The following is a 14,552-nucleotide window of genomic DNA, read 5'->3' on the forward strand; positions in this document are numbered from 1 at the left end:
TGTGAAATATTAAACAAGTTATTTTTTTAAAATCATATTAATTTGTATTTTTATAATAATCCATCCCGATTTTTTAATAAAAAATACATATATTACGCATATATGTTGAATATTTAACTTCCGTATTTACACAAAAATCCTGTTTTTAATAAAAATTAAAAACAGGATTTTGCATCTAAAGAATTAAATTTAATCTTTCTTCTAAAATCTCCCTATCTGATTTCGACTGAGAAATTATAAGGCATGTATCATTTCCACATATACATCCTATTTTTTCTTTCCAATCTAACTCATCAAACAAAACACCAATAACATGTGCATTTCCAGGTAATGTTTTAATAACCATTAATTGATCTACACAATCAATTTTCACAACAACCTCTCGTAATTTTTTCTTTAATTTTATATCAGTTTGTAAATGCTCTTCTGAGAAAATTTTATATATCATCAATCCTTCTTGAGAAGGTACCTTCGTTAAGTTTAACTCACGAATATCTCGAGAAACCGTAGCTTGTGTTACTAATACATCTTTTTTTGCTAACAATTCTACTAATCTTTCTTGCTTCTCTATTTCATACTCTTTTACAAATTGTTTAATTAATCGTTGTCTTTTTTCTTTTTTCATAAAAGACACCCCTTTTAATATTATAGCTCGCTATAAATTTCATCCGAAAGGGACAGAAAAGAATGTTGCGGAAACGTTCATAGTTTCTATCTTTTAACTATAGATATTAAATCTAGCTAAAAAAAGAGAAGAACAGTATTCTGTTCTTCTCTTTTACATTGAAAATCGTTTAATTGTTTGTTTCAATTCTGTTGCTTGTTTCTCTAGATCCTTTAATAATTGATCGATTGCTATCATATTTTTAGATTGTTGCAACGTCACACGTGCTACTTCTTGTGAACCAGCTGACGTTTCTTCAGCAATTGCTGCTACGGCCTTTGTTTGTGCTCCTGTTTGATGAATGTGGTTCACTTGTTCATTCATATAACCACTAATTTGCTTCGTTGCATCCGCTACTTCCATAACACTTGATGACATTTCTTTTAAAATTAATTCCGTAGCCTCCCCACGTTTCGCCTCTTCTTTAGCTATTTTCACTTGTTCTGTCATTTTCATTGCAACTTGTTGTACTTCCTCTTGCATATTTCGTAATAACTGCGATATGTTTCTTGCAGAATGATCACTTTCATCAGCAAGTTTTCGTACTTCTTCCGCAACAACCGCAAAGCCTCTTCCATGCTCTCCTGCACGAGCAGCCTCAATAGAAGCGTTTAGTGCTAATAAATTAGTTTGGCTAGCAATCTCACTCACAACAGATACAATATGTTCTACTTGTTTCATTCTTTCCTCTAACTTCTGTACATTTTGCATTGAATCTTCATTTTCTTTCGCCAATGTTTGAATACCTTGAATTAAAGACGTAAAGACACGCGTACTATGCCCTAAAGCTTGAACCATTTCTGAAGACAACTCATCAGACTGTTTCGCTTTCTCTTCTACTTCACTTGCAATAGAAGTTGTTGTATCAACAGCAGAAACAATTGCCTGAATGGATGCCGCTGATTGCTCAGCGCCAGAAGAAATCTCTGCAAGTGTTTCAGAAACACCTTGTGCTTGTTTCGTTGCTTCGCCTGTTTGTTTTCTAATTTGCTGTACTTGATTGTTTGTATACGAAAATGTTGTATCAATATTTTTTACCATGCCCCTTAAGTTCCCTAGCATCATATTAAATGCAACACTTAAAGATTTAATTTCATCATCAGTCTTCGGTAACGGAACATCTTCACGAATGTCTCCTTCAGCCGCTTTTCTCGCCGCCTCCTCTAACTTTCGAAGCGGTTTAATTAAAAATATGGCTGCTCCATATGCTAAAATTCCAGACCATACTACCCCTAATAACATAACGATAATATTATATGCAGTTTGACTTACATAACTTTGAAAATAATCATATATCACATAAATAAAAAATATACTTGTTGAATATGTAATTAAAGCTAAAACTGTAGTGAATAGCATAAGTTGTGTACGTAAGCCAAAGGAAAATGTCTTCCTTTCTTTTTCCATCTCTTCTTTCCCCCTTTGTATAAGTAATATAAGTACTACCTATATATTATTATCCATATTTTCATTATAGAAGGATATAGAGATTTCAAAAAAATTATTATTTCCTTTAATATCAAATTCACGAAAAAAATAAAGGATTCTGACAATTTGTGACTAATAACAGAAATAAGGGGCAACATTTGTAAAATATATTTTTGACTGGGGGTTTTGTATGATTCAGGTTCGAAATCTAGTAAAATCATTTGGCTCACTTGACGTTTTAAAAGGAATTGATTTAGAAGTACAAGAAAAAGAAGTTGTCGTTTTAATTGGTGCCAGTGGTTCCGGTAAAAGTACATTACTTCGCTGTCTTAACTTTTTAGAAATGTACGATGAAGGTGAAATTCACTTACAAGGTGAACGAATTGATCCAAAGCATTCAAATTTAAACAAAGTCCGCGAAAATGTCGGTATGGTTTTTCAGCACTTTAACCTCTTTCCTCATATGACCTCACTAGAAAACATCATAGAAGCACCTATTCATGTAAAAAAATTAGAAGCAGCAAATGCAAAAGAAATCGGAAATCAGCTTCTGCAAAAAGTCGGCCTACAAGATAAAGCAGATGTAACGCCCCATCTCCTATCAGGTGGTCAAAAACAGCGTATTGCTATTGCACGAGCTCTTGCTATGAATCCTAAAATTATGCTATTTGATGAACCTACCTCAGCTTTAGACCCTGAACTTGTTGGAGAAGTATTGCAAGTTATGAAAGAACTTGCTGAAGAAGGAATGACCATGGTTATTGTTACTCATGAAATGAATTTCGCAAGAGATGTAGCTGATCGCGTCATTTTTATGGATGATGGAAAAATTGTAGAAGATGCTCCGCCAGCACAATTCTTTTCAGCTCCATCACATGAACGAGCGAAACAATTTTTACGTAACGTTTTATAATATAACTTCTGTTTCAAACGAAAAGAAATACATTCATACGGTGCACAACTAATCATCTAAATAAAATATTTCAATAACATACTTAAAACCATCCGTATGATCAATATATAGGAGGGGTTTTATGAAAAGAAAACTATTAACCATTGTTGCGAGTATTACATTATGCACATCCTTTATACTAGGAGCCTGTAGTAAGGAAAGTGCTACTACTTCTTCAAATGGTGAAAAAGAATTTCGTTATGCGATGAGTGGCTTATATAAACCTTTTAACTATAAAGAAAATGACGGAAAACTTGTCGGTTTTGATGTAGAACTAGGTGAAGCACTTGCGAAAAAAATGAATATGAAACCAACCCCTATTACAAATCCATGGGAAACGCTAATCCAAGGTCTCAAAGCGAAGAAGTATGATGTAATACTGGGCAGTATGGCAATTACAGAAGAACGCTTAAAAGCTGTTAATTTCTCAAATCCTTATTATCGTTCTGGTGCCCAAATTTTTGTAGCTAAAAAGAATACATCTATCTCTTCTCCAGAAGATTTAAAGGGTAAGAAAATTGGTGTTGTAAAAGCTAGTACCTTTAAAGACCTCGTTGCAAAATATACAGATCAAATTACAGAATACGATAGCGATATTACTGCACTTATGGACTTAGAGCCTGGACGTATCGACGCAGTAATTACAGATCAAATGGTTGGTTTACGCATGATTAAAGAAGGTAAATCAAATATAAAAGAAGCTGGAAAACCACTAAACCTTGATGAAATGGGAATTGCTATTCGTAAAGATGATAAAGAAATGGTCGAGAAAGTAAATAAAGCTTTAGATGAAATTATTAAAGATGGTACGTATGAAAAGATCAGTAAAAAATGGTTTGGGCGTAATATTCTTGGTGAAGAGGAAAAAACGAAGTAATTTAGCCCTTCAAAGTTTCCATAAATCATGCCCCACTTTGTGTGGGGCATTTCATTCTCTACTAAAATCTATACAATATGAGGTGAAACGCATGTTTGAAATTTTTATCTCTACCTATCCCACACTCTTAAAAGCTACTATTGTCACATTACAATTAACACTAACATCCCTATTACTCGGTTCACTAATTGGATTACTATTCGCTTTCTTTCGAATCTCTAACAATAAAGTTTTAAATAGTATTGCTCACGTATATATCGCCATTATTCGTGGTACACCTTTAATTGTTCAAATCGCCATTCTCTATTTTGGGATTACATCCGTTGTTGTTTTTACTCCTTTTTGGGCAGGAGCCATTGCTTTAGCAATCCACAACGGTGCATATATTACTGAAATTTTCCGAGGCTCTATCCAATCTGTCGATCGTGGGCAAATGGAAGCTGCTCGCTCTCTAGGTATGCCGTATCCTTTAGCAATGCGCCGTATTGTATTACCGCAAGCATTTCGTCAATCTATTCCTCCTTTAGGAAATCAATTTATTATTGGATTAAAAGATTCTTCACTTGTTGCTTACGTAGGATTGTCCGAATTATGGGGGTCAGGTTTATCAATCGCTGCAGGGAACTTCCAACAATTAGATACATATATAATCGTTGGTTTATATTATCTCGTGCTCGTTCTCCTATTCACTTACCTTGTTAATCTTTTAGAAAAACGATTACAGCGAAAAGAAACTAACTCCGTCCAATTCCATACAAAGAACAAAAAGGAAGTTTCTTTATAAAAAAAGCAAGCCTGAGATGGCTTGCTTTTTCACTGCAACATATATCTATTTTTATTGATTTACTTTTTTAATACTCTCTTCTTCCTCTATATGTTCCTCACGATATGAAATATTATGAGGATCTAGCCCATTTCCTAAAGAACCATAGAAATGCTCTCTATGCGGATCCACTAATTCACTTCCTTGATAATACACACGTGGTGTATTCCATAGCGCTGCCAAAGCTTTTGTCATCGGCATCTCATGATAGCGTTCCGGCCACATTTCTTTAATTTTCTCTTTTACTAACGGGTAGTATTTAGAGCTCATAGCAGGGAACAAATGATGTTCTGTATGATATGAGAAATTGAAATGTAAAACGTCTACCCAACGCGGCACTGTTACTGATAAACAGTTTGCTAACGGATCATTTACTGGAACAATTGGATTTAAGCGGTGATTTGTTGCGATATATGCCATTACAATAAAGTTAGCAATTAACAATGGAATCACATATGCAAATAACCATTTTCCAGGTCCCATAATAAACAATAAACTAATCCAAACAGTCCAAGGCAAAAGAAGTTGAAGCCATACAGATTTTTGATTGGATGACTTAAACTCTTTTATAAAATGAAAGAACATTCGAGTCGAATGCAATGTAAATTGAATTGTTAGTGACAGAAAACTAAAGAATGAACGTACATGAAGAGGCATGCGATATACCCAGCTCAAAAACTTACTCTTTTTAAGCTTCTCAAGTGTAGGCCATGCATCTGGATCATTCTCTTCATGTTGTGTATGAACGTGATGCGTTGCATTATGCCACTTTCGCCAAAGTTTAGGACCTGTTGATAATGGCATAAATGCAATCGCTCCTAAGAAATCACGAAGCCATGCCTTTCTTACAACAGTTCCATGTAAAATTTCATGCCCTAAAAACCCAAGTGAAGCAAAACATAATCCAAGAACGATCGCAATTCCTAGATTAGCCCACACATTCAATTCAAATACACCAATCGATATTAACCCCGCCAATGCCACAAGTAAATAAGCCAGTCCGCCAAATAAACGAGTAGGAACTGGTTTAAATGCTTTTTTCGGCAAATGTGGTGATACACGTGCTGCATACCACCCAAACGTATGAAGCTCCTTCATCCTTTTGCCCCTTTCTTATGCCGCGCCTTGCGCAACTTACATATATCAATTCTTGCTTCCAGATTGATTTTACTAGGTGATTAAAAAGCATCTAGTATAAGGAAAATATACTCACTCTATCGTCACTTATTTTTCGCTTTTATTATCAATGAAAAACATTTATCTTTTTACTCTCTATCAACCTTTCCACATGATGAATCATATCAATAGAATTTCTACATTGTCAATAACTTTTATGACCTAGTAATAAAAGTTGGTTATATTTTTATAATTATACTTTATTTCAATAAAGAAAAAACACATATTTTATAAGGTTTCATCTATTATACATATACGTACCTTGACATGCTATAGACTCTATCTTATTCAAGAACTCTCTGTGTAAACAACAAATACACTCACTTAAATTTAAGCTTTACACAACTTCTACCTCTCCATACCAACAAGACCTAATAATTATACTGAAATAATTTTATCTTTCTTTTAAATAAAAATAGCCTTCCTCTAAAACAGCACACATGAATTTCATCTCATATGGAAATATTAAAAGGAAAATTGTTCTAAATCAGGAGGTTTCCTTAATGACAAGCGATACATTTCCACAATTCCCATCATCTTATTGGATTGAATCTACTCAACTCCCTGCTTTTCCCCCTTTATCTGAAAATATAAAGACAAAAGTCGCTATTATAGGTGCTGGTATTACAGGTATTACTACTGCCTATTTACTTGCAAAAGAAGGCATCGATGTTGTATTAATTGATTCTGGCCTTATTTTAAACGGGACGACTGGACATACAACAGCGAAGATAACAGCGCAACATGATCTTATTTATGATGAATTAATAAACCATTTCGGTATGGAAAAGGCCGGGCTTTACTATGAATCAAATAATCATGCCCTACAATTTATTAATGAAACTTTGCAAACATATAAAATCGACTGTAATTTCTCAAATGAAGATTCATATTTATATACAACTACTGATAAGGGATTAAGAAATTTATCGAAAGAATATGAAGCTTATCAAAAATTAAATATACCTTGTGACTATGTTCAATCCCTATCGATTCCAATTCCAGTACAATCTGCACTTGTCATGAAAAATCAAGCCCAGTTTCATCCCCTTCTTTATTTGAAAACGCTTTTAGAAAAGTTTGTGGAGATGGGTGGAAAAGTTTATGAACAAACGACTGCTATGGATGTAGAAAAAGGAGATTCTCCACAAGTCATTACAAAGGACGGACATCGCATTACTTGTGAATATGTTGTCTCTTGTTCACACTTTCCTTTTTATGATGCGAATAGCTTTTTCTTTACGCGAATGTACGCAGAACGCTCTTATGCTCTTGCTATTAAAACAAAAACAGATTATCCAGGTGGCATGTATTTAAGTATTGATGACCCAAAACGCTCCTTACGCTACACAACAAGCAATGGGGAAAAATTAATTTTAATTGGCGGAGAAAGTCATAAAACAGGCCAAGGAATAAACACGATGCTTCATTATGAAGCACTGTATTCTTTTGCAGAAGCAACGTTTGGGGTAGATGAGGTTCCTTATAGATGGTCAGCACAAGATTTAATCACGCTAGATAAGGTCCCTTATATCGGACATATTAACGAGAGCAATCCAAATATATTTGTTGCAACTGGATATCGTAAATGGGGGATGACAACTGGAACTGCTGCCGCTCATTTACTGAAGGATTCCATTCTAAAAGTAGACAGTCCATATAAAGAACTATATGCACCTTCACGCTTTCATGCAAATCCAGATATAAAAACGTTCTTCTCCCAAAACATTGATGTTGCGAAACATTTAATTGAAGGAAAGATTGAAACTGCATTACGTAAGCCAGAAGATCTCGAAGTTGGTGAAGGATCTGTCGTACATGTTAACGGGAAACGAGCAGGTGCTTATAAGGACAAAGATGGAAAATTACATATTGTCGATACAACTTGTACACATCTCGGCTGCGAAGTGGAATGGAATAATGGTGATTGTACTTGGGACTGTCCTTGCCACGGTTCCCGTTTTTCAATTGAAGGAGATGTTATTGAAGGTCCGGCAGATCAACCGTTAAAACGAGTTGATAATGAGTAAATAAATAAAGAAGTTCAACAGAATGACTGTTGAACTTCTTTATTTGCTATAAAACTTTTTCATATAAATCCCGACATAAGAAGGGAAATATTAACATCAAATGAAATAATATATTCATCTACAAATCAAAAGGGGTGAACATTATGCAACCTTCAGCTCCACCTCATCTAGAACCTACAAAAACTATCTTTTCGAACTCTATTACAAAGCTTGTTGTTTTTATTTGTTGGCTAGCCATTCTAGCTGACGGCTATGATTTAGGTATTTACGGGGCCGTTCTGCCTAAGCTACTGGAAGACAACAGCTGGGCACTATCACCAGCTCATGCTGGTACAATTGCAAGCTATGCTTTGTTTGGAATGTTTATTGGCGCTATTCTAGTTGGAACTATTACAGATCTAATTGGACGAAAATGGACACTTATATGCTGTTTAGCACTTTTTTCTACTACAATGGGCCTAGCTGCACTTGCTCCTTCTCCTGAATTATTTGGACTATGGCGATTTATCGGAGGAATTGGACTAGGCGGTGTCATTCCTACAGCTTCCGCACTTACTGTTGAATATTCACCCAAAAAGCGACAATCTTTTATTTATGCTCTTATGTTTACTGGCTATCCTTTAGGTATCGTGTTAGGCGCTATTTTGTCCATGTTTATGTTAGAAGACTTCGGATGGAGAATTATGTTTGGCATCGGAATGATTCCACTACTCCTCATTCCTTTCATTATTCGTTATTTACCTGAATCCATTCAATTTTTGTTATCACGTAACCGCCAAGAAGAAGTGGATAAAATTCTTAATCGTTTTCAAATTGAATTCCATGCAAAAGAGAAAACTCATCAACCCCCATCTAATATACGAAAGAAAAATGGATTTCTTACTTTATTCTCAAAAGAATACATAAAAGCAACGCTGCTTTTTTGGATCACTTATATAATGGGGATGTTTTTAATATACGGTTTAAATACTTGGTTACCTCAGATGATGCGACAGGCAGGATATCCTCTTGGATCTAGTTTATCATTTCTACTTATGCTAAATATTACCGCCGCTATCGGTGCATTATTTGCTGGAGCAATCGCAGATCGTATAGGAGCCAAAATTGTTATTAGCATTTCCTATCTTATGGCAGCTGTATGTATTGGACTATTAACAATTAAACCATCTGTTACAATCATTTATCTTTTAATTGGTCTTGCTGGAATTGGATCGGTCGGTATTACTCAAATATTAAATGCATATGTGACACAATACTTCCCATCCCATATCCGAGCTACTTCCTTAGGCTGGGGACTTGGACTTGGCCGAGTTGGCGCAATTACTGGTCCTATTCTTGTCGGTATTATTATGACAATGCAATATGACTTAGTATGGAATTTTTACTTATTCTCATTTGCAGGTCTTCTTGCAGCTATATCTGTTTTCTTTATTCCTACAAAATAAAAAGAGCACAAACTTACTTGTGCTCTTTTTCGTATACCGCAAACAACATATCTCGAAACAATGTATTTAAACTCTCAATATCGATCCCTGATCCCTTTTCAATTCCTTTTACATATTGCTGATAGTAATGAATTTGTTCTTCTAAAAATTGATTCAACACATCAATTTTTAATCCAACATCTAATTCAGTACCTGCCTTTTTCTTTATTAACAACTGTTCAATTTCATCTAATACGCTACGCTCCAATGATAATTCTGTAATTAATCGATCGAATTCTACAGGAGGCAAAGTTGTTTTCTCCTCTAGCCACTTACAAGCCAAAATAGGACGCAATACATAAAAGTACTTTTTTAATTTTACATTCTCACCTTGCAAAAATTCACGATAATTTTTTGAAGCCATATGTAAGTAATGATATATCGTTGCTTTCGGATCGAAGTTCTTTTCACTCATTTGCTGAAGCTGTTCTGGAAAATTAGAGTTTTTCGAATAAAAAATGGGTGATCGAATCCATTCGAGTAAAGCTGGGTTTGACTTTGCAAATAGTTGTAACGCTTTTTTAATATCCCATCCGCTTATATCTAAATCATCACTAATCGGATACTCAATTACATCTCGTTTATCATGAATGGATAAATACCATTCTACCGGGTGCATATAAACGAATCTAACATCATAATCACTATCTTTTGATGGAAATCCCCATGCACGACTCCCTGACTCCACAGCGAATAAAATTTTCACATCATTTTCTTTCTCAATTCGTTCTAACTCCAACTTAATTTTCTCTCTCATTTCATACCCTCTCCATTTTTTGATTATTTCCTTGGAAATTCGACAAATATATTACTAAGTTTACTACATACTAAAATAGCTGTCAGAAAATTTCCGACAGCCTGTCAAAATTCGTTATTTTTTACTTGTTCTTTTCAGTTACACTAACCGCAATTCGTTCAAACTCTTTTTGGATCTCCTCTTTGTATGCATCTACTTTTGAAAAGTCCATAGCAGCAATATAAATTCGTTCTAATTTATCACGAACTGATTTCGCTTTCGCTAAAAAAGACATCGCCTCATTCATTTTTGCTTTATATTGAATAGAGACGTCACGAATTTCCTCCGCATACTTCTCATCCGTCCCTGGTGTTACAATAAGGGCATACATATCTATAATTTCATCACCTTCGCGGCTCGGAAAATATTCATGTGGTGCGGTGCTATCGAAAATCGCAAACCCTAATTCTCTTACGATCACCATATCAAGACTATTTGGATCAAACCCACAATGATATACTTCAACTTCAAATCCTTTTTCTTCTGCTGCCTTAGCTAATTTTTTGAGCATTGTTGATTTTCCAGAACCTGGGCGTCCTTTTATAAAATAACGATGTGGTAATCCTTCTGTTAAATTAGGAACAAAATCAACTGCTCCTTTCGGTGTAGCTGCTCCTAAAAACCGATGTTTCACAAGCGATTGTTTCCCAACTTTATCTGTAAATAATTTCTGAATGAGCTGCTCGGTTAGTTCGTTCGCTTTATTAAAATCAATATTACTAATATATATTTTCTCCCACTCATCATGTATAACTAATGCCTCGTTAAAACGAGCGTAAGCAGCTTGAAAAGCTTTGCTTGCTTCTGAAACAAATCGTTCAATTTCCACTTTCTGCTTTCTTAACTTATCTGAATCCCAAGCAATTCCTAAATTAATATACTCCTCGACAACTCCTGGCATTTTTGGCTCAATAACATGCGGTGATGTTCCATCAACAATTCCTACTTTTAACTTCGGGATAATGACACCATCAACCGATTTATTATCAGAAGAACAGTGTAAAAATTCAATATCATATCCCTTTTCAACCCATTCACGACCTATTACCTTAATTAAAGAAGATTTTCCCGTTCCAGGTCCACCCTTTAAAATAAATAATCTGTTTAGTCCTTTTAAATTCTCTTCATATAAATTATGAAATCCTCTAGCTGTATTTCCACCAGCATAATAATTCAATACATTCCCTGTCACTGCACTCACTCCTTCGCAGCATTCTATTTACATAAGCTACAATATGCGAGCAACTTTATTTGGGTGAATACCTATTTTGTGTTGCACAGAAAAAGGAAATGAATTACAATTTTATTATCACGAAAATTCCGAACTTTAAATTGAATATACCTTTATCAAGAGAGGCAGAGGGACCGGCCCTTTGAAGCCCAGCAACCTCAGTTTATACAAACTGAATAGGTGCTAATTCCTGCAAAATGCATTGCATTTTGAAAGATAAAACGTAACTATTGTGTGCAAAACTCATCTTTCTTGATTATGAAAGGTGAGTTTTTTATATTTCAAAATATATACTTGGAGGTATTTAAAGTGAAAGTAATTGACCTATCCCAAACATTTGAAAACAATATGTCTCAATTTCCTGGAACACCAAAAATCAATTTAGAAGCCATTACAAGCGTTGAAGAAACAGGTTATCAAGTTACAGATTTTCATTCTGTCGTTCATGTTGGTACACATTGTGATGCTCCTGCTCATTTCATTTCAGGCGCAACGACTATTGATCAATTGCCCCTAGACCAATTTGTAGGTGAAGCTGTTCTTATCGACGTAACTCATGTACAAGAACGAAAACTACCTAAAGAAGTATTACACAATGCTGACATAAAAGAAGGTGATATTGTCATTTTTCATTCCAACCTATCTAATAAATGGAATACAGAAGCGTATGAACAAGAAGCCTTTTATCTTTCCGAAGAATTAGCTGAAGAATTAGTTCAATTAAAAGTAAAATCTGTCGGTTTAGATTTCATTTCTCCTGACGAGGTAACGACAGAAACATCGCCAATCCATCACATACTACTTGGGAATAATATTTATTTAATCGAAAACTTAACAAACTTAGATGCCATTAATGCGAAACGTTTCTTTTTCTCAGCGGCACCTTTAAAAATTAAAAATAGCGACGGTGCTTTCGCAAGAGCATTCGCTGTAATTTTTTAAACAAACTATACAAAAAAGCAAAGATCATCATTGACCTTTGCTTCTATTTCTTTTATTTAAACTAAGAAAGAATTGCTCAACGCGAGGACGTAACCAAGCTAAATAATCTTTCTCTTTCTTCTTTGTACAAGCTATTTCTTCCCCATCGACCATTCCGACAAGTTCTAGCTCTAACAGTTGCCTCGTAAATGCTAACATATTTATTTCTTCTTCCGGATACTCTTCTTTTAATTTCTCCTCAATTTCCCCTAATAAAAAACCGTCACGCATCATTGCCAATGCATCAATCCAAAGTGGCGGCATTTCATATTTTTCTCCTGTAATTGTATCTTTTACAATATAATTCTTTTGCTCTTTTCGAAATTGAATCGCGTGTAAGCATACAGTCGAATTTAATGTTAATTCCATCATACCACCTCTTTCATAATATCTGCATAGAAAAAAGGATGCGCGTGCACCCCTTCTTTTTCTAACACTACCGAACCGTTACATGAATAACAAATCTCATGTCGATATTTTCCTCCATTATAAACGAAGTATTTTATAAAAAAAACCCTTCTCGAAACATTTTATAAAATGTTTATATTTACGCAACAAGAACACTTTTCTGAAAAATATTTTCTTCTAACGCATTATGCTATCGGTAAAAAAATCTCCACCTTCATTCCTAGCTCTCCGCTACTTTGAATCGCAATACTTCCTTGCTACTCCTCATGATCAATACAAAAACTCTACATATTATCTCATTAAATGATAAGGAAATTACTTTCAGAGCAATCTGTAATCTTATAACGAGAAAAGGAAGGAGATTTCCCCTTCCTTTTCATCACAATTTATATCCACCTTACTCGATCATGTAGCAATCCATCCGTAAAGTCATTTCCACCAACTACAAAATCATTCATATATAAATTCAAATATTCTCCGTACTTACTTTCTGTATTTAATAATAATTCCTCTACATAATAGGCACCTTGTTTAAAGTTATCGAACAGTAAACTACACAAGCCAGCATAAATGCCACATCCTACTTGGAAGTATGTCGCATTCGTTTTATATTTATGAAAAACTTGACTGCTATTCATCACATTATACATATAGGTCTCGCTATTTTCATAAACGAGTAATACACCGACTAGATCCTCGCCCGCAATCTCTTCTTCGGCTGGATTAAATACTTTACGATTCCAATTCCATAGATCTTCTACCTTATCTAAGTTCTGTCTAATTATATTTGTTGTATACTCGTTAATTCGGTAAAGAAACCCTACTTCCATGTTAAAGTTTTTCCCTAAAATTAAAACTTCCTCATGCGGCATCAAACAACCATAAAATTCTTTCTCTCCCAACTTTACTTTATACTCTGAAGCATATACATCTTCATAAAAGTAAAGAGGACGATGATGACTCATATACATCGGATAACTCCATATCGCTTCATCTAGAAATCGCTCTACTGCCCATGAAGCATACAGTGTATGAGGCTTTATAAGTGCTGTATCATTCAAAAATGACGTATCATGTTCTACTATATAGCATGCTCTTGGCTTTTCATTCGGGCGTTCCTTCATAAGTTCAACAACCATCCATTGAACGACACCTGGATTCATACCTGAGCCTATAATTGCTTTTGTATTTTTAAATTTATCTTTTTCCTTCTCAAATCTCGTATATCTTTCCGTAAGCTGAAAGCCGATTAAACTATCGTCCTGATCTACTGCCTCGTTTTCCAAAGCTGAATTAATATAACAAATTCCAAGTTCATTACAACAGCTTAATACTCTGATCGTATCTGCCCCTGAAACATCAATCACAACGCTCGTACTACTTTCTTTTAAATGTTTTTTAAATGTCACTACATCTTGGAGATCTATTTCGGATAAAAACAATTGATCTTCCAAATTTGGAAACAACTCGTCATAATACGTCCTATCTTTTTGTTTTATATCAACCAAATAAAATGTAACATTCTTTATCACTTCATAAATCGGGTCTTTTTCATTTACTATCGCTTGATTTAAAATCGCTAAAACTGCTTTTGCTGCTCCACCAGCACTACCAAGTAATGTAATCGATAACGAATTTGGAAACTGCTCCACCAACAAAACCCCTTTAATATATTAGTTAAGCAGTTCTCCCTCAAAAAAAT

At 34.6% G+C, this 14,552-nt stretch carries 13 protein-coding genes, 1 pseudogene and 1 riboswitch; of the genes and pseudogenes, 6 read left to right on the plus strand and 8 right to left on the minus strand.

The features are described 5' to 3' along the window. Positions 1 to 175 precede the first annotated feature (175 nt). The 3 genes and pseudogenes from argR to QCI47_RS30340 form a co-directional block, all read right to left on the minus strand. Entirely contained in the window at positions 176 to 625 is a 450-nt protein-coding gene (argR, locus tag QCI47_RS26045; RefSeq protein ID WP_000711840.1) for an arginine repressor, read from the minus strand. 153 nt (positions 626 to 778) lie between these two features. Beyond that, a complete protein-coding gene (locus QCI47_RS26050) occupies positions 779 to 1,729 on the minus strand; it encodes a methyl-accepting chemotaxis protein (RefSeq protein WP_404978333.1) in 951 nt (316 codons plus the stop codon). Next, positions 1,721 to 2,071, minus strand: a pseudogene (locus QCI47_RS30340) (HAMP domain-containing protein); the annotation flags it as partial. The gene QCI47_RS26050 and the pseudogene QCI47_RS30340, both read right to left, overlap by 9 nt. Positions 2,072 to 2,282: 211 nt before the next feature. Here QCI47_RS30340 and QCI47_RS26055 point away from each other — a divergent pair. From QCI47_RS26055 to QCI47_RS26065, 3 genes are all read left to right on the plus strand, one after another. Next, positions 2,283 to 3,005, plus strand: a complete 723-nt coding sequence (locus QCI47_RS26055) for an amino acid ABC transporter ATP-binding protein (RefSeq protein ID WP_000616944.1) — start codon at positions 2,283 to 2,285, stop codon at positions 3,003 to 3,005. 121 nt (positions 3,006 to 3,126) lie between these two features. Continuing rightward, positions 3,127 to 3,921: an ABC transporter substrate-binding protein gene (locus QCI47_RS26060; RefSeq protein WP_000823738.1), complete on the plus strand. Its 795-nt coding sequence runs from the start codon at positions 3,127 to 3,129 to the stop codon at positions 3,919 to 3,921. Between the two features lie 91 nt (positions 3,922 to 4,012). Continuing rightward, positions 4,013 to 4,705 carry an amino acid ABC transporter permease gene (locus tag QCI47_RS26065; protein WP_000461541.1) on the plus strand — a complete coding sequence of 231 codons (693 nt, stop codon included), beginning with the start codon at positions 4,013 to 4,015 and terminating at the stop codon, positions 4,703 to 4,705. Positions 4,706 to 4,756: 51 nt separating this feature from the next. On the opposite strand, the gene desB is transcribed toward QCI47_RS26065, so the two are convergent. Continuing rightward, positions 4,757 to 5,842: a Delta(10) desaturase DesB gene (gene desB / locus QCI47_RS26070; protein ID WP_000661225.1), complete on the minus strand. Its 1,086-nt coding sequence runs from the start codon at positions 5,840 to 5,842 to the stop codon at positions 4,757 to 4,759. Between the two features lie 581 nt (positions 5,843 to 6,423). Between desB and QCI47_RS26075 the strand changes: the two genes are divergently transcribed. Then, on the plus strand, positions 6,424 to 7,950 hold the full coding sequence (locus QCI47_RS26075) for an FAD-dependent oxidoreductase (protein WP_000199956.1): 1,527 nt from the start codon (positions 6,424 to 6,426) through the stop codon (positions 7,948 to 7,950). 143 nt (positions 7,951 to 8,093) lie between these two features. Next, the gene (locus QCI47_RS26080) at positions 8,094 to 9,395 is read left to right on the plus strand and encodes an MFS transporter (protein WP_001183074.1); all 1,302 of its coding nucleotides are present in this window, start codon (positions 8,094 to 8,096) and stop codon (positions 9,393 to 9,395) included. A 13-nt stretch (positions 9,396 to 9,408) separates the two neighbouring features. On the opposite strand, the gene QCI47_RS26085 is transcribed toward QCI47_RS26080, so the two are convergent. Next, on the minus strand, positions 9,409 to 10,191 hold the full coding sequence (locus QCI47_RS26085) for a nucleotidyltransferase domain-containing protein (RefSeq protein ID WP_071743008.1): 783 nt from the start codon (positions 10,189 to 10,191) through the stop codon (positions 9,409 to 9,411). A gap of 121 nt (positions 10,192 to 10,312) precedes the next feature. Further along, a complete protein-coding gene (locus QCI47_RS26090) occupies positions 10,313 to 11,422 on the minus strand; it encodes a PRK06851 family protein (protein WP_000147495.1) in 1,110 nt (369 codons plus the stop codon). Between the two features lie 149 nt (positions 11,423 to 11,571). Further along, a riboswitch (SAM riboswitch) is annotated at positions 11,572 to 11,684 on the plus strand. Positions 11,685 to 11,770: 86 nt separating this feature from the next. Here QCI47_RS26090 and QCI47_RS26095 point away from each other — a divergent pair. Further along, positions 11,771 to 12,403, plus strand: coding sequence for a cyclase family protein (locus QCI47_RS26095; protein WP_000862960.1), 633 nt, complete (start codon positions 11,771 to 11,773; stop codon positions 12,401 to 12,403). A gap of 27 nt (positions 12,404 to 12,430) precedes the next feature. On the opposite strand, the gene QCI47_RS26100 is transcribed toward QCI47_RS26095, so the two are convergent. Continuing rightward, positions 12,431 to 12,811, minus strand: coding sequence for a hypothetical protein (locus QCI47_RS26100; protein WP_000424100.1), 381 nt, complete (start codon positions 12,809 to 12,811; stop codon positions 12,431 to 12,433). Between the two features lie 425 nt (positions 12,812 to 13,236). Next, positions 13,237 to 14,502, minus strand: coding sequence for a hypothetical protein (locus QCI47_RS26105; RefSeq protein ID WP_000434741.1), 1,266 nt, complete (start codon positions 14,500 to 14,502; stop codon positions 13,237 to 13,239). Between the last annotated feature and the right edge of the window lie 50 nt (positions 14,503 to 14,552).

Origin of the sequence: Bacillus cereus group sp. RP29 (genome assembly GCF_040459765.1) — a bacterium.
GTDB classification, from domain to species: domain Bacteria; phylum Bacillota; class Bacilli; order Bacillales; family Bacillaceae_G; genus Bacillus_A; species Bacillus_A paranthracis.

Coding starts and splice junctions, on each gene's coding strand:
- argR (WP_000711840.1), bottom strand. CDS start 625: ATGAAAAAAGAAAAAAGACAACGATTAATTAAACAATTTGTAAAAGAG.
- QCI47_RS26050 (WP_404978333.1), bottom strand. CDS start 1,729: ATGATGCTAGGGAACTTAAGGGGCATGGTAAAAAATATTGATACAACA.
- QCI47_RS26055 (WP_000616944.1), top strand. CDS start 2,283: ATGATTCAGGTTCGAAATCTAGTAAAATCATTTGGCTCACTTGACGTT.
- QCI47_RS26060 (WP_000823738.1), top strand. CDS start 3,127: ATGAAAAGAAAACTATTAACCATTGTTGCGAGTATTACATTATGCACA.
- QCI47_RS26065 (WP_000461541.1), top strand. CDS start 4,013: ATGTTTGAAATTTTTATCTCTACCTATCCCACACTCTTAAAAGCTACT.
- desB (WP_000661225.1), bottom strand. CDS start 5,842: ATGAAGGAGCTTCATACGTTTGGGTGGTATGCAGCACGTGTATCACCA.
- QCI47_RS26075 (WP_000199956.1), top strand. CDS start 6,424: ATGACAAGCGATACATTTCCACAATTCCCATCATCTTATTGGATTGAA.
- QCI47_RS26080 (WP_001183074.1), top strand. CDS start 8,094: ATGCAACCTTCAGCTCCACCTCATCTAGAACCTACAAAAACTATCTTT.
- QCI47_RS26085 (WP_071743008.1), bottom strand. CDS start 10,191: ATGAGAGAGAAAATTAAGTTGGAGTTAGAACGAATTGAGAAAGAAAAT.
- QCI47_RS26100 (WP_000424100.1), bottom strand. CDS start 12,811: ATGGAATTAACATTAAATTCGACTGTATGCTTACACGCGATTCAATTT.